Consider the following 19532-nt stretch of genomic DNA (forward strand, 5'->3'; position numbering starts at 1 on the left):
AAACAAATAACTTCAGATATTTGATGAATTTTTTATAATTTTTTCATATTACATTCATAAAAATAAAGAATGAGTTAAAAAAAATATAAAGCGCTTGGTTATGATTAACCAACGTATTTCAGCTTATTTTAGCTTGCAAATAGACAAGTCCATGCCCCAATTTTAAACAAGCGATATTGCAGATAAAAATCATCAAAAAATTGTCAATAAATCCTAGCTTAATGAGTAATTATTGCTAAAATTTAGCCAACATGATTTTTTGTGATTGGTTTTCTCCCATTTACCTTTTTTACTCAGGACGTCCAAACATGAAAACACCAATGATCCGCTTGAGTTGTCTTTCTGCAAGCTTGATTTTAATTTTTGCCACCAGCTCAGTTTCTGCAAAACAATATTACAAGTGGGTCGATGCAAATGGTTCAACCCATTACACCACAACACCGCCACCAAAAACTGCCAAGAAAAAAGGTAAAGTCGATACCTATGGCTGGAAAAATTCAGCACCGACTGTTGCTACTCCTGCAAATTCTACTGCGAACCCTGAGCCTACTGCTGCAAATGCAACAAACCAACAAGCGACACCAACTACAAATCATCCTGTAGGAAATCCAGCCATGGATCAACAACAACGTGAAGCCAATGCAGCTTTAAATCAAGCACAATAAGAACGTGCCAGTCCACAAGTTTTTTAAGTTTTAAGCCATAAAATACGACTCGCTTAAATTTTCCTGCACAATCCAACGCGCAAAATTCAATTTAGCTGCATTTTGCGCTATGCTGTGTGACACACTTTTTTTAACCGTTTATTCCTGATTTAACCTTATGACTACTCACATTGACCCTGAATATCAAGCCAGTGCGATTGAACCTCAAGTCCAGAATGACTGGGAATCTCGCAAAGCCTTTAAAGTTGCCGACACTGTCGAAGGTCCACGTCGTTATATCCTCTCGATGTTCCCTTACCCAAGCGGCAAACTGCACATGGGTCACGTGCGTAACTATACCATCGGGGATGTAATTAGTCGTTTTCACCGTTTGAAGGGTGAAACCGTTTTACAACCAATGGGTTGGGATGCTTTTGGTTTACCTGCAGAAAATGCAGCGATTGCGCATCAGGTTGCCCCTGCTAAATGGACTTTTGAAAATATCGCCTACATGCGTGACCAATTGAAAAAATTGGGCTTGGCGGTAGATTGGGATCGTGAATTTGCCACCTGCACCCCAGAGTACTATCACTGGGAACAATGGCTATTCGTGCAACTGTATAAAAAAGGGTTAATTTATCGCAAACTCTCGACAGTCAACTGGGATCCCGTGGATCAAACAGTGTTGGCCAATGAACAGGTCGAAAATGGTCGTGGTTGGCGTTCAGGTGCATTGGTAGAAAAACGTGATATTCCAATGTACTACTTCCGCATTACCGATTATGCCCAAGAACTATTAGATGATTTAGAAACCTTAAAAGATGGTTGGCCACAGCAAGTTTTAACCATGCAACGCAACTGGATTGGTCGTTCGCAAGGGATGGAAATCACATTCCCATCGGCAAATCCAGAAGTTTATGCAGAGGGTCTGACTGTTTTTACCACGCGTGCCGACACCTTAATGGGCGCAACTTATGTGGCTGTGGCAGCAGAACATCCAATGGCGTTAAAAGCAGCAGAAAACAATGCACAATTAAAAGCCTTTATTGAAGAATGCCGTATGGGTTCTGTGGCGGAAGCTGATCTTGCCACTGCCGAAAAAAAAGGGATGGCGACTGGCTTATTTGTGAAGCATCCAGTAACAGGTAAAGAACTACCTGTATGGATTGCCAACTACGTGTTGATGTCTTACGGTTCTGGCGCAGTGATGGCTGTACCTTCTCACGATGAGCGCGATTTTGAATTTGCCAATAAATTCCAATTGCCAATTCTTCAGGTGATTGATGCCAAAGGTGCAGACGATGCGGACTTTGACACAACCCAATGGCAAGAATGGTACGGTTCTAAAGAAGGTAAACTGGTCAATTCAGGCGAATTTGATGGTTTAGATTTCCAAGCGGCTTTTGATGCACTTTTAGCGAAATTAGAGCCACAAGGCTTAGCCAATGTAAAAGTACAATTCCGCTTACGTGACTGGGGTGTTTCACGCCAACGCTACTGGGGTTGCCCAATTCCAATGATCAACTGTGAAAAATGTGGACAAGTGCCAGTTCCAGAAGATCAGCTACCTGTCATTTTACCTACCGATGTTGTGCCAGATGGCTCAGGCAACCCGTTAAATAAAATGCCTGAATTCTATCAAACCGCTTGCCCATGCTGTGGTGGCGAAGCACGTCGTGAAACCGATACCCTAGATACCTTTGTAGAGTCGTCTTGGTACTATGCACGTTACGCATCTCCAGATTTTACGGGCGGTATGGTCAAGCCTGAAGCTGCACAAACTTGGTTGCCAGTTAATCAATATATTGGCGGTGTAGAACACGCCATCTTACACTTGTTATACGCGCGTTTCTTCCACAAACTCATGCGTGATGAAGGCGTAGTGCAAGGCAATGAACCATTTGCCAACTTACTGACTCAAGGCATGGTCTTGGCAGATACTTTCTATCGTGAAGCAGAAAACGGTAAAAAAACTTGGTTTAACCCTGCCGATATTGAACTTGAAAAAGACGAGAAAGGTCGTGTTCTTTCTGCCAAATACATAGGTGATGGTCAAGCTGTGATTGTTGGCGGTCAGGAAAAAATGTCGAAATCGAAAAATAATGGTATTGACCCGCAAGCCATTATTGATCAATACGGCGCAGATACAGCACGTGTATTCATGATGTTTGCTGCACCACCAGATCAGTCTTTAGAATGGTCAGATGCAGGCGTTGAAGGTGCGAACCGCTTCTTAAAACGTGTTTGGCGTTTAGCAGCAGGTTTCCTTGAAAAAGGCAGCAATACAACTGTAATTGACAGTAGTAAACTTGCTACAGCAGCGCAAGACTTACGTCGCAAAACCCATGAAACCATTCAAAAAGTGGGCGATGATATTGAACGTCGTCATGCGTTCAACACTGCAATTGCAGCATTGATGGAACTCTTGAATGCTTGCAACAAGTTTGAAGCACAGAATGAACAAGACCTTGCGGTTGAACGCGAAGCAATTGTGACGTTATTGACCTTGCTTGCGCCATTTGCACCACACTTGAGCCAAACCTTGTTGGCAGAGTTCGGAATTGAATTAACCTCCACCCTATTCCCTGTGGTCGATGAGTCTGCATTAACCCGCAATACTCAAACGATTGTGGTGCAGGTAAATGGTAAATTACGCGGCAAGCTTGATGTAGCAGTAGATGCATCTAAAGAAGACATTCTTGCACTTGCCAAAGCGTTACCAGAAGTACAACCATTCTTGACTGGGCCAACCAAGAAAGAAATTGTGGTACCGAATAAGCTAGTGAATTTGGTGGTTTAAGTGCTTTTAAACCTCCCTTTTTTAAAGGGAGGTTTGGAGGGATTTTATAAAACAATCCCCCTAAACCCTCCTACAAAAAAGGAATTAAAACAATTTCCAAACAAAGCCCGTTGTCAGTCAACGGGCTTTGCACCTACAATCAAGATATTCTCAACTTCCGCTTTTAAACTTTCAAGAATATTACAGAGGACAGCACATGCACTTTAGCCAACGTCTAGCAGTCATTGTTTTAACTTGTGGACTCAGTGCTGGCTTAGTCGGCTGTGGTTTTCATCTTAAAGGCACCAATCCAAGCATTGCACCAGTGGCTTATTCAAAAATGAGTCTGGCTTTACCGAGCAATGCTGAAGAATTAGAAGAAAAACTTTCCATTCACATGGGTACAGCGGGCGTACAACTCAGCAATGACCCTAATGCTTATGTACTACGTGTACTTGACTATACACCACGTCGCTTGGAATTGAATGGCAAACTGGTGGAAACCTTATTGCGTTTGAGTGTGACTTTCCGTATTGAAGATGCGCAAGGCAACCCGATCACCGAACCTCGTACCGTCATGGCAAGCCGTAGTTATCAATACGATGTCGCAACGGTGAATACCGATGATCAGGAACAAAAATTCTTAAAAGAAGTCATTATTGATGATGTAGCACAGCAAATGGTGCGTCAAATTTCTTCGAACCGTTTACCTTTGGTCAACCCACCTGTGTATTCAAACCCTAAATAAGTTTTCGAGTGCGAATTTTTTATGAAACTTGACTATCTACAAGCCCTCAAACGTGTCGATGAAGCACGTGGCGTATGGATTTTGCATGGTCAAGAACCCTTACTCGAACAAAACTTGCTGGATGCTTTTCGTGCCAGTTGGCAAAAACAAGAGATTGAACGCCAGCGTTATGACTTAAATAGCGTGAGCGACTGGAAAAATGTATTCAATGCCTTAAACAGTCTGTCACTGTTTTCGAGTCAATTGGCGGTTGAAGTACACGGCAATATCAAGCCTGATGCCAGCACACTAAAACAACTGAAAAGTTATATTCAACACAATGAACAAAACTTGCTGTTGGTGGTAATGCCGAAACAAGACAACAATAGTCTGAAATCCAGTTTTTTTCAGTTGATTGATGCCAATGGGGTCAATGTTGCACTCACGGCGAATTATCCTAAAGATCGGCAGCAGATTTTAGGTTTGGAAGCAGAAAAGCTTGGCATCCAATTGGGACATGATGCGTGGCAATGGTTGGAACAACATCATGAACACAACCTTTTGGCTGCCAAAAATAGCTTAATGCGGGTCAGTGACACCTTTCCTGAAATTCAGCAGATTCAGATTGAACATTTACATGCCTGTTTACAAGATCAATCTCGTTATAGCACTTATGATTTAAATGATGCTTTACTGGCAGGAAATCTGGCACAGTCCATGAAAATTTTTCAATACCTCATGGCTTCGGGTGAAGCCATGAGTTTAATTTTGTGGAGCATCAGCAAAGAAATGCGTCTACTGATGCAATTATTTGAACAACCACAAAATGCTTTGCAACTGGGTATTTGGAAAAACAAAGTCAGTGTTTATCAGCAAGCTTTGCGACGTTTAAATCCAAATAGTTTCTTGCAATGGCCCGCCCTATTATTGCGTATTGACGCCGCCATCAAAGGGATGTCCAAGGAAAACCCTGAACATTTGGTGCTACAAGCCATTACAGAACTATGTGGTAAAACACTGTTCGCTTCTCACTCGGCTTAATTTAGCAGACTTCATTAAATAAATTTTAAAGTCATCTGCTTATCAGAGGATTAGCTAAAGAAACGTGCAAACCAACTTTTACCTTTTTTCTGCTCCTGCGAACGCAAATAATGCAGCATATTGTCACGCACAGCATCGACATAATCCTGATCATCATGCTGAATATGGTTAATCAACCACTTAGACAATAAACGATACAAATCATTTTCTACCGATTCACCATTGGCAAAACGCTGACGGCAATCATTCAGACGTTTTACAAACAATTCATGAATACCGCGATGTGAAGGCAAATATTGATAATTCACCTGCGCCAACACGTTTTCTTCAAAACTAAAATGCGATTGTGTGTAATCAATCAAATCATCTAAAACTTCTTTAATTTGTTCACGCGCACCCGTCGCCCGAATTTTTTCTAGCGCATTAATATAGTCCAAAATTTGTCGATGTTGATTGTCAATCACATCAATTCCGATATTAAATTTCTCACTCCACTCCATAATTTACCCCTCAGATTTTTTGCTTAAAGTCATGTTTTATTGCATCGTCCCGATGCCGTATTATCCTAATGATTAAATCCATAATTATTTTATGGAATTTGATACTAGCTGCTTTTAATTCTTAAATCCATATAGAAAATAAGGTTTTTTAAGCAACTTAGACCATAGTTGTATTTTTCAGCATTTATCATAAAAATTCATAAAATTATCATAGAGATGAAACAAACTACCCCCACCTCGTTAACAGATGCTATTTTCACTTTTTTTATGGATGTAATACCGTACTCAGACTGTATTAAATCTAGCTCAAACCACTAATAAATAATTCTCATTTGCAGTTTCTTCAAAAAATTCACGATTTATCCTTATTTCACTTCTATAATCCTTTTAATTTCTTTTTTTCTGTTTTTTGACTCATGCCAAAAATAAAATCGACCAAACTTATTGCGGGAATTATCATTGCGCTAATGCTGGCACTTGCCGCTTGGTATTTTTTAAAACCGAAAGAACAACAACCGCAATACATTACTGCCGAAGTGAGCCGTGGAGATATTGAAAGTGCGGTGTTGGCAACAGGCGTACTTGAAGCCACCAAAATGGTCAGCGTTGGTGCGCAAGTTTCAGGTCAAGTCAAAAAAATGTATGTTCAGTTAGGCGATCAAGTCAAACAAGGACAGTTGATTGCCCAAATTGACTCTGTACGACAGGAAAACGAGTTTAAAACAGCACAAGCCAGCATTAAAAACCAACAGGCACAATTGGCGGTTCGACAAGCTAATCTTGCTAAAGTCGCAGCAGAATATCAGCGTCAACAAGCCATGTATGCGCAAGATGCGACCTCACGTGCCGAACTTGAAACTGCCTTAGCCAACTATAAAACTTCGCAAGCAGAAATTGCTGCCATTAACGCTCAAATTGAACAGTCACGCCTAACTTTAGACACGTCTAAAGAAAATTTAGGTTATACCCGTATTCTTGCCCCAATGGATGGCACTGTCGTCGCAATTGTGACCGAAGAAGGTCAAACCGTGAACGCCAATCAAAGTGCGCCCACGATTGTTAAATTAGCCAAACTTGACACCATGACTGTAAAAGCAGAAATTTCTGAAGCGGATATAATGAAGGTCGAAGAGGGACAAACGGTCTATTTCACCACCTTGGGCAACAGTGAGAAAAAACATTACGCTACTTTACATCAGGTAGAACCTGCACCCAAATCCATCAATACCGAAAGCAATAACAACACCTCATCATCTTCAAGTTCTGCCGTGTACTACAACGCTTTATTTGATGTACCAAATGAAGACGGCAAGCTACGCATCAATATGACCGCACAAGTGTCCATTGTTTTGGCAGAGGCACGGAATGTACTGACCATTCCTGCTGCTGCAGTGCAAGGTGCAAACCGTTCACGCAGTCGTAGCAACAGCAATAATTCAGACAGCAACGCACGTACTGAACGCAACAATACCGATGCCAGCTCTAGCAAACGCCCTGCCCGTTTGGAATTGACTGCCAATGAAAAAGCCTTGGTTGATCAGGGTAAAGCCTCTTTAGGCATGGTACGCGTGCTACAAGCCGATGGTTCAGCCCGTCCACAATCGGTATTGCTTGGCTTAAACAACCGTGCAACGGTACAAGTCATTCGCGGCCTAAAACTGGGCGATCAAGTCATTATTGCCGATGGTTCTGATACCTCAAACGATTCGGCGAAGCGTGGTGGTCGTGTTGGCCCATCAGTGAGAATGTAAGATGAGTCAGTCACAACCTCTGTTAGAGGTCACCAATCTGACCCGTGAATTCCCTGCGGGTGAATCTACAGTGCAGATTCTCAAAGGCATTGATCTGAAAATTTACCCAGGTGAATTGGTTGCCATTGTAGGTCAGTCGGGTTCGGGAAAATCCACCCTCATGAATATTTTGGGCTGTCTGGATCAACCCACCACTGGCAGCTATAAAGTCAAAGGACGTGAAACCAGACAACTTGAAGCCGATGAACTGGCACAGCTCCGTCGTGAATATTTTGGTTTTATTTTCCAGCGCTATCACTTATTGGGCGATTTAAGCGCTGCGGGCAACGTCGAAGTGCCTGCAATTTATGCAGGTGTCGATGTTGAAGAACGACAAGCACGCGCGACTGCGTTGCTCAGTGACTTAGGTCTAGCCGATAAAACTCAAAACCGTCCAAGTCAGCTTTCAGGTGGACAACAACAACGTGTATCGATTGCACGTGCCTTGATGAATGGTGGTGATGTGATTCTTGCCGATGAACCCACAGGTGCACTCGACAAGAATAGCGGTATTGAAGTGATGCGGATTTTGCGTGAGCTGAATGCCAAAGGTCACACTATCATCTTGGTCACACATGACCATAATGTCGCTAAAAATGCCACACGGATTATTGAAATCAGTGATGGGCTTATTATTTCTGATCAGCCCAACACACCTGCCAATCAGGATGATATTGCTCAACAAACCTTGCAACATCCACCACAAAAAAGAACTTCAGCTTGGCGCTCTGTATTTGATCGTTTAGGTGAAGCCTTCCGCATGGCGCTACTGGCGATGAATGCACATCGCATGCGCACCTTTTTAACCATGCTCGGGATTATTATCGGGATTGCTTCAGTTGTATCTGTTGTGGCACTCGGCAATGGTTCACAGAAACAAATTCTAGAGAATATCAGCAGTTTAGGCACCAATACCATCACAGTGTTTCAGGGGCGTGGTTTTGGCGATACCTCACGCTCATCTCAGCTCCAAACCCTAATTCCTGCAGATGCCGATGCTTTGGCAGAACAACCTTATGTGGATGGGGTCAGCCCATCGGTCAATAGCAACGTCACAGTACGCTTTAAAGACACAGAAGCGTCCGCCACAGTCAATGGTGTGAGTGAAGACTTTTTCTATGTACGCGGCATGAATTTCCAGTCCGGTCAGCCTTTTGACAAACACAGCGTACTGGAACAAGCGCAAGATGTGGTGATTGATCACAATACCAAAAATACATTTTTTAGTGATGGCAGCAACCCAGTTGGGCAAGTAATTTTATTGGGCAGTGTACCCAGCCGTATTATTGGCGTGGTCGAAGAACAAAAAAGCATGATGGGCAATGCCGACAGCTTAAATGTGTATTTGCCTTACTCTACGGTAATGAGTCGCATGCTCGGTCAAAGCCATGTGCGCAGCATTATTGTACGAGTCAAAGATGAATATCCAAGTGCTGCAGCAGAAAATGCCATTCTGAGTCTGCTGGTACAGCGTCATGGTGCGCAGGATGTATTTACTCAAAATGCCGACAGTATTCGCGAAACCATCCAACAAACTACCGCCACCATGACCTTACTGGTTTCTGCTATTGCAGTGATTTCACTGGTGGTGGGTGGAATTGGCGTAATGAACATCATGTTGGTCTCTGTCACAGAACGCACCCAAGAAATTGGGGTACGCATGGCAGTCGGCGCACGACAAAGCGATATTTTGCAGCAATTTTTAATTGAAGCCATTTTAGTGTGTATTTTAGGCGGTGTACTTGGCGTCTTGCTCGCACTCGGAATTGGGCAATTGATTAATCATGTGGCAGGTGGAACCTTTCAAATGGCGTACTCCACCACCTCGATTGTAGCCGCTTTTGTCTGTTCAAGCCTGATTGGAATTGTGTTCGGTTTTATTCCTGCACGTAATGCTGCCCAACTGAACCCTGTCGATGCGCTATCTAGAGAATAAGGAATTAGAGTAAGGAATGATGATGCGATTTAACCAGAAGTCACGACAATTCAGCCAACTTGTCACTGCGCTTTTTCTTGGCAGCAGCTTGGTGGGTTGTGCAGCCGTAGTCAAAACGCCTTATCAGGCACCTGCTGTAGATATTCCACAACAGTTTGACCATCAGCAAAAAAGCCAGCAAGTGCTTGCACAACTGAATACAGACCGTTGGTGGACACTCTTTCACGATGCTGCTTTAAATCAACTGATTGAACAAGTCTTGGCGCGTAACAGTGACCTTGCAGTAGCAGGGTTGAATTTGCAACAAGCCAGATTACAAGCCAAACAAAGCCAAAGTCAGCAAGGTGTCCAGATTGGCAATGCAGGTATTTCTACAGAACATCAATTTAGTTTAGAGGGCAATGGTGATACAGCACGCGGGATTTCGCTGAATTATCCCAGACTGAGCTACGAATTGGACTTATTCGGTAAACTTGTCAATCAGACTGAAGCTGCACGTTGGGAAGCCTTAGCCACCGAACAAGACTTACAAGCCACTGCACAAAGCCTGATTGCGACCACTGCCAATTTATATTGGCAATTGGGTTATTTAAATGAACGCTATGTTGTCGCACAACAAAACCTTGCCAGTACGCAAAAAACTTATCAATTGGTCAGTGCGCAATATCGCGCGGGTGCAGTTTCAGGATTGGATTTAAACCAAGCCGAACAAGCCCTGCAAAGTCAAAAATCAACCTTGAGCCAAATTGCACAGCAAAAAGTTGAAACGCGTACCGCCTTGGCAGTTTTACTGCATCAACCTGTGCAAATGCTGAATATCAATGAACCACAGAGTTTAGCCGCTGTTCGCTTACCCAACATCACTGCAGGCTTACCTGCGGAATTGCTATCACGTCGTCCCGACTTACGTGCAGCTGAATTACGTTTACGCAAAGCCTTGGCCAATAAAGATGCCAATCGAGCCAGTTATTACCCATCCATCAGTCTTACAGGCACACTCAGTACAGGTGTCGGTACAGGCGCGCATACCTCTTTAAGCGATGCCCTAAAAAACCCAATTGCCACTTTAGGTGCAGGTTTAACCCTGCCATTTTTGCAATGGAATGACATGCAGCGCGATCTAAAAGTGAATGCTTTGGAATATGAAAAAGCCATTGTGCAATATCGACAAACTTTATATAAAGCCTTTGCCGATGTCGAAAATGCACTGTCAGCACGAACCGCGCTGAATCAACAAGTCGCGCTGCAAAGCCGCAATTTAGCACTGGCAGAGAAAACTGAACGCTTAACTGAGGTGCGTTATCGGCATGGTGCGATTGCCTTAAAAAACCTGCTAGATGCACAAGAAACCACCCGCAATGCACGTTTAAGTTTATTGCAGACCAAGCAAAACCAATACAACGCCTATGTGACTTTATTGCAAGCGTTGGGTGGTAGTCCGATTCAAAACATTCAATAATGCAAGAGTTGATCTAAATTGATCACGATAAAAAAAGCCTGTGGATGATTTTAAACATCCACGGGCTTTTGCTTGCTTTGTATATAAACTTTGAAATTAAGTTTTCTCAGATAATAACGCTTCTTTACTTAATACTTGATGGCTACTGGTCGCAATTGGCAAACTGACTTTAAAAGTCGTTCCCACACCTTCTTTCGATTCCACCACAATTTGCCCGTGGTTCAAATCGACAAAACGCTTACACAAGACCAAACCTAAACCGGTGCCCTTTTCACCTGCAGTGCCTTTAAAACTAACAGTCAGTTTAGGCTCGAACAACGTTTCGAGTTGTTGTGCAGTCATGCCTAAACCTGTGTCTTGGATATAAATATCCACACTAGTTTCTGTTTGTTCTGCACGTAAAATGACTTTGCCTGTACCATCGGTACAGGTAAATTTCAGCGCATTCGAGACCAAGTTTTGAATCACCGAGGTAATCATATTGATGTCAGCATAGACTTTAATGCCTTCTTCAACTTGATCAATGAGTTCAATATTTTTCTTAATTGCTAAACTTTTCAAAACATCACAAACAATTTTGGTCGATTGCTTTAACTCAAAATTGATTGGATGGTAGACAAACCGTCCACCCTCTGCCATTGCCCAATTCAATAAACTTTCTAACAAGTTATAAGTCGATTGTGCTGTATCGAATAAATAATCAGCTATATTTTGAATACTAGAATCATCCAAAGTTTCGCGCTCTTGGGCTAAAACCTCGGAAAAACCCAATAATCCATGAAATGGTGCACGCAAATCATGCGCAATAATCTGGAAAAACTTGGTTTTACTAAAATTCAATGCAGACTGCTGTTCATACAGTTCTTTTAAGCTTGCATAATCAACTTTTAATTCAATATAACGCACCAAACCTGCAGCAAACTCCGCCACTGTCGGCACAGCACCTAAACTAAACGCTTCTTCACGATGATCAAATAACAACAACTGTCCAATTGACTCTCCATCAGTCTTGAGTAAATCCAGTGCAATTAAGCGCGCAGCTTCTATCCCCAAACTTGCGATGTGCTGCACAAACTTCGCATATTGCGGATGTTGAGGTTCAATCAGTTGCTGACCCTGAAAGAATGCGTCTAGCTGTGCATTTGGATTGGCACGAAAAGCTTTAAAAACTTGAGTGGTGGAATACCAGAAATAGGGCTCATTTTTAAAAGTTAAAATGGCATGATCGACTTGCAGCATTTGACGAGCAAACTTCAAAAAACCATCAATTTGGTTACTTGGCGTTTGTACGCCCAATAATAACGAGAGTTTGCAAGCATTGAGTTGCTCCGTCTCAGGACCAATTTCCAGCAACTGTATTTTCATTTTTTCCTCGTTAATTAAAGTGTGCCGCGCCTATGAATTATTTTTTCTGCAAAACTCGTCCATTGAATTCAGAGTTAACCTACAAATTTTAACACAAAATACAAGCTTTCAAACTAATTTAAAAAACTGCGTAACAACTCGGCATTTCTTCTTTACTACTTGATTTTTTCATCTATGGATTAACAAGGGTTTAGCTCACGCTTGATTATGATTTTTGATGGATCAAACGGTGCTACAAACCCACTAAAAAATACGCCGATTTTTGTAAAATTTAGACCATAAAAATAGATCTTAACTTTTAGAATCTCAATCAGGCTTTTTATCTGTAGATTTGCAACCGGTTTTAAAGAAAATCTCAACTTCTATACAAGAATTTACATTACATCATACTGTAAAAAATAGAAGCAACATATTGATAAACATATAAAATAAATAGACTAAATATATCTACCTATCATTTTCATCGATTATTTATCAAACATACGACTTAAGTCGAACCATCAACTGGTTAATTTATAATAAAATATACATATATTTTTGATGTCATATCTTCATCATACGATTTGATTAGTATTTCAACACTAAATACTCAAGGCGATTTTTAGGTTTAAACAGGCTCGTTTTTACATTAAGCCGTGTCTTGACTCGCACAAATGCGACACATCATTTCGTAGCGAAATGGCGTCATCACTGTAATTACGTTGACTGAAATGCATAGAGAGTCGATACTCTCAAGGTTAAATTAGGCAAATCGGTTCGCAGGGGCTGAGTCATGATCTCGCTCCTAAAAAACTCAATCAAAGCAAGGGGCTATATATGGCTGGTGGAAAGTCAAAAATCATTTATACACTGACCGATGAGGCGCCATTGTTGGCGACCTACTCTCTACTGCCGATCATTGAGACCTTTACTAAGCCTGCCGGCATCGAGATTGTCAAGAGTGATATCTCTGTCGCAGCACGCGTACTCTCTGAATTCTCGGAATACCTAACCGAAGAACAGAAGGTAGCCGACAACCTCGCAGAGCTTGGACGTCTCACGCAAGATCCAGATACCAATATCATCAAACTTCCAAACATCAGTGCTTCAGTTGCTCAGTTAGTTGCATGTATCAAGGAGTTACAAGCAAAAGGCTATGCAATTCCTGACTATCCTGAAAATGCGGATACTGAAGAAGAGAAAGCTTTACTCGCTCGTTTTGGTAAATGCTTAGGCTCAGCAGTAAACCCTGTATTACGTGAAGGTAACTCTGACCGTCGTGCACCTGCTGCAGTGAAAAACTATGCAAAAAAACACCCTCACTCTATGGGTGAATGGAAGCAATGGTCACAAACTCACGTTTCACACATGGATGAAGGCGACTTCTACCATGGCGAAAAATCAATGACGCTTGACCGCGCACGTAATGTAAAAATGGAACTCATCACTCATTCTGGTGAAACCATTGTACTGAAAGAAAAAGTAGCGTTACTTGATGGTGAAATCATCGATTCTATGTTCATGAGCAAGAAAGCGCTTTGCGACTTCTATGAAAAAGAATTGGATGATTGTAAAGAAGCAGGCATTTTGTTCTCTTTACACGTAAAAGCGACCATGATGAAAGTTTCACACCCAATTGTATTTGGTCACTGTGTGAAAATTTACTATAAAGAAGCGTTTGAAAAACACGGTAAATTGTTTGAAGAACTTGGTATTAACGTTAACAACGGTATGGCAGGTCTTTATGAAAAGATCGAAACCTTACCAACTTCTTTACGTGAAGAAATCATCGAAGATTTACACGCATGCCAAGAACACCGCCCTGCACTTGCAATGGTGGATTCTGCAAAAGGCATCACCAACTTCCACTCTCCAAACGATGTAATTGTAGATGCTTCTATGCCTGCAATGATTCGTGGTGGCGGTAAAATGTGGGGTGCTGACGGCAAGCCTTACGACTGTAAAGCTGTAATGCCTGAGTCTACTTTCGCGCGTATTTACCAAGAAATGATCAATTTCTGTAAGTGGAATGGTAACTTCGACCCACGTACAATGGGCACTGTGCCAAACGTAGGTTTGATGGCGCAAAAAGCTGAAGAATACGGTTCACACGACAAAACTTTTGAAGTTCCTGCTGCGGGTGTTGCAAACATCACCGACATTGACACGGGTGAAGTGTTGATGACTCAAAACGTGGAAGAAGGCGATATCTGGCGTATGTGTCAGGTGAAAGACGCACCTATTCGCGACTGGGTTAAACTTGCAGTAACTCGTGCACGTAACTCTGGTATGCCTGCAATCTTCTGGTTAGACCCGTACCGTCCGCATGAAAACGAAGTGATCAAAAAAGTGCAAAAATACTTAAAAGATCACGACACGACTGGTTTAGACATTCAAATCATGTCTCAAGTGCGTGCGATGCGCTATACACTTGAGCGTGTTGTACGTGGTTTAGATACCATTTCTGTAACAGGTAACATTTTACGTGACTACCTCACTGACTTGTTCCCAATTATGGAACTTGGTACTTCTGCGAAAATGCTGTCCATCGTTCCGTTAATGGCGGGTGGCGGTATGTACGAAACTGGTGCGGGTGGTTCTGCGCCTAAACACGTACAACAACTTGTTGAAGAAAACCATTTACGCTGGGATTCTTTAGGTGAGTTCCTTGCACTTGCTGCTTCTTTAGAAGAAATGGGCATTAAAGAAAACAATACGCGTGCGAAATTACTTGCATCAACCCTTGATCAAGCGACCAGCAAATTACTGGACAACGATAAGTCTCCATCACGTCGTACTGGCGAATTGGATAACCGTGGCAGCCACTTCTACTTGGCAAAATTCTGGGCTGAAGAACTTGCTGCGCAAAACGAAGATACTGAGTTAAAAGCGAAGTTTGCACCGCTTGCACAAACTTTAGCTGCAAACGAAGACAAAATTGTTGCTGAACTTGCTGAAGTACAAGGTAAATCGGTTGATATCGGTGGTTACTACGCAGTAGATCAAGCCAAAGTGAATGCCGTAATGCGTCCAAGCCCAACATTCAATGCTGCTCTTGATGCAGCTCAATAAGTTGATGCAAAACTAACCTAAGTTAGTGATGTAAAAAACCAGCGCTTCGGTGCTGGTTTTTTTACACACTAATTTATATAGTGTTATGACAACTATTTCATTTAATGCTTAGATCTAAATTTTATGAATGTGAGTTATCAAAGGTTAGGATTTTTCATTGAACTATAGCCGTAAAATAAGGAAAACCTAAAATGGCAAATTCATGGGGAATACCAAAGCACATAGAAGATGCGGTCTCGGAGCGAGACCTGTGCTGTGTATATTGCGGCAAAAAGTTTGGCACTGAAAGAGCTAATAAGAAGTCTTGTCAACGGCATTCTAAAATTGACCCCTTTCACCTTACAAATGGCAAAGTAAAATTGACCCCTTTGATCTCGTATTAAATTTCAACCTGGGGCTGAATCCCAATTCTTTTTTTATCCTTCAAACGATAACTCTCACCCGATATTTGTACCACATGACAGTGATGCAGCAACCGATCTAACATCGCAGCGGTCAACGTAACATCATCCGCAAACGACTTAGACCATTGGCTAAAGGGTAAGTTACTCGTCAATATCGTACTGCCTTTTTCATAACGCTTGGCAATCACGTTAAAGAACAGATTCGCTTCTTCACGTCCAAACGGTAAATAACCAATTTCATCGATAATCAGTAACTTTGGTCCCAGTACCGCACGTTGCATATAGGTTTTCAGTTTACCTTGCTGATAGGCTGTACTGAGTTGCAGCATGAGATCGGCGGCGGTAATAAACTTGGTTTTGACATTGTTCATGATGGCCTTATAGCCTAATGCCATAGATAAATGCGTTTTTCCTACTCCGCTAGCCCCGAGAAACACCACATTTTCTGTTCTAGCAATAAAGCTCAGATTGAACAGTTCAATCACCTGTGATTTAGGGGCCCCTAGGGCATAATTAAAATCATAGTCTTCCAGGGTTTTGACTTGAGGCAGGCCTGAGAGTTTCATCAGTACCTGCTGGCTGCGCTGTTGCCTGGCAGCATATTCATGCGTCAAGATCGCTTCAACAAAGTCGGCATAACTTCCATCCTGACCTAATGTTTGTTGTGCATGATGTGACCATTGTGATGCGATGGCAGGCAGATTGAGCTTTTGGCAAAGCTGCTCTATACGGTCGTATTGCAGATTCATCAGGAAACTCCCAGCAACTGGTCATATACAGATAAGGGATGCTGCAAACTCTCGTAGGGCATGACATGCTGTGCTGCTGCAACAGGTACAGTGCTGGAACCTGTATCTGATTGCGGTAATGGCGTAAATTTTTGCTGCTCCTGTTGCAGTCGAACAGCCGGTTTTTCTTGCGTGGTGGCATGAATCCGCTGATTGGCGGTTTCATGCAGCCACCGGCCAATGTGGGCATTGGCGACATCAACATCTAACAGTAAACCCGAAGTCTTCAGGCTTGCTTTCAATGGCACAATAAAGCTTGATTTGAGGTATCCATTAAAGCGTTCAACTTTGCCTTTGGTCTGTGCACGGTAGGGCTTACATACGCGAGGACGAAAGCTGTATTTCTTGGCGCAGTCGAGCAGTTTGGGGTTCCATTTATGCTGCCCCTCCTGATAGGCATCCCGTTCAATCATGATCGTTTTAGCGTTATCAAACAGGATTTCTTGAGGTACTCCTGCAAAAAACTGAAATGCATTTTCTAGACCATCGATCCATGCATCCGTACGTTCATGATCATAAAATTTCACGAAAGTCGCTCTGGAATACCCTAATGTTGCGACAAAGGCTTTTAAAGTCGTGTTGTTGCGTCGAATTGTGGTGAAATCCACCTGCATTTGTTGGCCAGGTTGGGTTTCAAAACGAATGATCGGTTCCGGTTGAGCAACTGGTTTTAATGTTGCAAGGTATTCCCTCAAGATCCTGATCTTTCCTGGATATCCCAACCCTAAAATTTCCTGGTAGAGCACAACAGCAGGAATCCATTCAGGATGAGCTGCGTTTACACGTTGGAGTAAATAGGGTTTATATGGGTCAAGGATACTTATTCTAGGCTGTATACGCTGATACTGAGGTGTGGTGTTTTGCCGTAAATATTTACGTACGGTATTTCTGGACACCCCCAGTTCACGACTAATGGCTTTAATAGATTTACCTTGTTGATGAAGTATTTGGATTGTCACTGCTTGCTCCAAAGTTAACATGTTGAGCAGTCCAAAATGACCGCTATATTAACCAAGGGGGTCAGTTTTTAAATGCCATTAGGGGGTCATTTTTACACTGCCGCTAACAGTCTTGGGAACACATTATCAACGATATAAGAATTACAACCTTATCCAATATTGCATTGTGCTGTATTGGCTGCAATGCATCTAAAGGCAATAAAGACTTAGCAACTTGGCTCCATTCTGAGAATGCTCGAAAAAGAGGCGTCACCACTGAGACAATTGCAGATGTCATCAAAGTAGCTTTAGATAGTGAATAAAGCTTTTAAGTACTACAAGCCCTATAAGACACCCGATCAATCACATTTGATTATTGTATTGATCTAATAATTTAAGCTTAGCATCTGATTCCACCATGAGTATCCAAACAAAGATCGGGTACTCATTTTACGAAGTGACCACCTGATATGTGGCTAATAGAATCATCGAAAATTTTCTAGGGATTTGATATAAGTTATTAATTTCAGACAATAAAAAACCCCCAAGTCTTAATATGCTTGAGGGCTTTTCCTTTATATGGTCCCGAGGGTCAGAACTATATCCAAACAATAACACCATGATATTAAAAGATATTTTAATTAAATATACCAATGTATAGCTTTATTTTCTATTTCACCCTGCTTCAACACTCGTTCGCTAGGCTCTATATCTTGATGAATAATTATCTAAATTTTCAACGAAATAAAAAGCCAACTTTCAATCGTCGGCTTTGTTGTTAGCAATATTTAGCAGATTGGCTCGGTTGATCCCCCATGTGAAATATTAAACAATTTGTCTTCTTAACATAATGATTTTTAATATCCGAAGATATATATGCCTCATCGCTTATATATGTTTTATATTTCAAATCAATATGATTAATATTCTTACTGCCTTTCCAAGAAAATAGATTCTCATGCCACTATCTAAACGTAGAAAAAAACCGCAACCGAACAAGCAAACAAGTTCACACCCTCGCCTAACTCCTCAAGCATTTGCTAAAGCACTTGCTAAGTATGAAATACTAAGAAATTCGACACGAAGAATTTTTCATATTCTTGAAGAATATTCCGAAAATCAAAATGAACATTTTAAAGATCAAATGTTTACTGGAATAGGAACAGGTATACTGTTAAAGCAAGGATTAAATTACTTTCTATTAACGACGCGTCACACATTACTCGACTATATAGATAATCATGAAAATTCTAATACTTCACCCTTTTGGGTTACATCTAGAGCTAACCATAGCTTTAAATCTATAAATGACTTCTTATACCCGAAGTATTTCGTAGAGATTGCTGATCTCATAGAGGAACATGAATACTATGACTTTAAAGATGTAATTTTAGTCGAGTTATTCAATCCTATGCCTGGTCAGGAGATTAATTTTTGGATCGATGTCGATAAAACTGCCACATTAGAAATAAATGATTTTAAAGAAGGAATATTGTTATTCGATAATGGATTTACGGAAAAATCGAACGAAATATTCTATGACTCAGAAAACGCAACTATGAGCTTTAATCCCGATATTCACTCATGTAGCACTATAGTTAATAGAGATGTTATTAAAGGAGTGATGACGAAGGATACCTACACTCATGTTTTCAAAAAGTTAAGTTATTTGAGTGAAAACACAAATGGAATGTCGGGTGGATTAATTGTAGGATTCCATCGAGGTAAAGTTAAATGTGTAGGTATGCACATTAGAGGTAGCGAAGATAGCGATAATATTAATTTTTTACCGATTAGTGAAATTTTTAAAGCAGTGAAAAGACATGAAGAAGCCAAAAGAATTATTATCGATTACTGCCATCAAGAACGTGTGGAAAGTGGAGAAAATTTAATAGGGTTTGATGATCTTTTTATCATTTGGGCAAAAAATATGAATCTCCAGCTAGATGAACTTACTCCAAAGCAAATCTTTGAACAAAGAATAGTTTTCGTGAAAGATAATTTAGAAACATTCGTAGCTGATATGAAGGATAGAGATAGAATATTAAATAAAAATATCTCTGTACACGACAAAAATAGATAACTCATTGAAATAATGTCATAATAATTG

Annotated in this window: 13 protein-coding genes; 9 read left to right on the forward strand and 4 right to left on the reverse strand. The window is 41.4% G+C overall.

The features are described 5' to 3' along the window. Positions 1–320 precede the first annotated feature (320 nt). From LZP46_RS12225 to holA, 4 genes are all read left to right on the forward strand, one after another. The gene (locus tag LZP46_RS12225; RefSeq protein ID WP_442863548.1) at positions 321–665 is read left to right on the forward strand and encodes a DUF4124 domain-containing protein; all 345 of its coding nucleotides are present in this window, start codon (positions 321–323) and stop codon (positions 663–665) included. A gap of 157 nt (positions 666–822) precedes the next feature. Further along, on the forward strand, positions 823–3444 hold the full coding sequence (leuS, locus tag LZP46_RS12230) for a leucine--tRNA ligase (protein WP_236093986.1): 2622 nt from the start codon (positions 823–825) through the stop codon (positions 3442–3444). Between the two features lie 196 nt (positions 3445–3640). Beyond that, the gene (locus LZP46_RS12235) at positions 3641–4171 is read left to right on the forward strand and encodes an LPS-assembly lipoprotein LptE (protein WP_236093987.1); all 531 of its coding nucleotides are present in this window, start codon (positions 3641–3643) and stop codon (positions 4169–4171) included. A 21-nt stretch (positions 4172–4192) separates the two neighbouring features. Then, positions 4193–5191: a DNA polymerase III subunit delta gene (holA, locus tag LZP46_RS12240; RefSeq protein ID WP_236093988.1), complete on the forward strand. Its 999-nt coding sequence runs from the start codon at positions 4193–4195 to the stop codon at positions 5189–5191. A gap of 50 nt (positions 5192–5241) precedes the next feature. Here holA and LZP46_RS12245 read toward each other — a convergent pair whose 3' ends face one another. Beyond that, entirely contained in the window at positions 5242–5691 is a 450-nt protein-coding gene (locus tag LZP46_RS12245; RefSeq protein WP_236093989.1) for a bacteriohemerythrin, read from the reverse strand. 416 nt (positions 5692–6107) lie between these two features. Here LZP46_RS12245 and LZP46_RS12250 point away from each other — a divergent pair, with 416 nt between their 5' ends. Genes LZP46_RS12250 through LZP46_RS12260 form a run of 3 tightly spaced genes read left to right on the forward strand, consistent with a single transcriptional unit; the run spans position 6108 to position 10876 of the window. Continuing rightward, positions 6108–7442 (forward strand): efflux RND transporter periplasmic adaptor subunit, encoded by a 1335-nt coding sequence (locus LZP46_RS12250; protein ID WP_236093990.1) that lies wholly within the window; start codon positions 6108–6110, stop codon positions 7440–7442. A 1-nt stretch (position 7443) separates the two neighbouring features. Next, positions 7444–9417: a MacB family efflux pump subunit gene (locus LZP46_RS12255; RefSeq protein ID WP_236093991.1), complete on the forward strand. Its 1974-nt coding sequence runs from the start codon at positions 7444–7446 to the stop codon at positions 9415–9417. A 22-nt stretch (positions 9418–9439) separates the two neighbouring features. After that, entirely contained in the window at positions 9440–10876 is a 1437-nt protein-coding gene (locus LZP46_RS12260) for an efflux transporter outer membrane subunit (protein WP_236093992.1), read from the forward strand. A gap of 96 nt (positions 10877–10972) precedes the next feature. On the opposite strand, the gene LZP46_RS12265 is transcribed toward LZP46_RS12260, so the two are convergent. Beyond that, positions 10973–12241: a sensor histidine kinase gene (locus LZP46_RS12265; RefSeq protein WP_236093993.1), complete on the reverse strand. Its 1269-nt coding sequence runs from the start codon at positions 12239–12241 to the stop codon at positions 10973–10975. Between the two features lie 816 nt (positions 12242–13057). On the opposite strand from LZP46_RS12265, the gene LZP46_RS12270 reads away from it, so the two are divergent. Then, a complete protein-coding gene (locus LZP46_RS12270) occupies positions 13058–15292 on the forward strand; it encodes an NADP-dependent isocitrate dehydrogenase (RefSeq protein ID WP_236093994.1) in 2235 nt (744 codons plus the stop codon). A 379-nt stretch (positions 15293–15671) separates the two neighbouring features. On the opposite strand, the gene istB is transcribed toward LZP46_RS12270, so the two are convergent. Then, complete coding sequence (gene istB, locus LZP46_RS12275) at positions 15672–16445, reverse strand: IS21-like element ISAba8 family helper ATPase IstB (protein WP_236093995.1); 774 nt, start codon at positions 16443–16445, stop codon at positions 15672–15674. Beyond that, positions 16445–17464: an IS21-like element ISAba8 family transposase gene (gene istA, locus LZP46_RS12280; protein WP_159153814.1), complete on the reverse strand. Its 1020-nt coding sequence runs from the start codon at positions 17462–17464 to the stop codon at positions 16445–16447. The genes istB and istA overlap by 1 nt, the downstream gene beginning before the upstream one ends. A gap of 916 nt (positions 17465–18380) precedes the next feature. On the opposite strand from istA, the gene LZP46_RS12285 reads away from it, so the two are divergent. Then, positions 18381–19505 (forward strand): hypothetical protein, encoded by a 1125-nt coding sequence (locus tag LZP46_RS12285; RefSeq protein ID WP_178319661.1) that lies wholly within the window; start codon positions 18381–18383, stop codon positions 19503–19505. The last annotated feature ends 27 nt before the right edge of the window (positions 19506–19532 follow it).

The organism is Acinetobacter sp. SCLZS86, from assembly GCF_021560715.1.
Taxonomy (GTDB): domain Bacteria; phylum Pseudomonadota; class Gammaproteobacteria; order Pseudomonadales; family Moraxellaceae; genus Acinetobacter; species Acinetobacter towneri_A.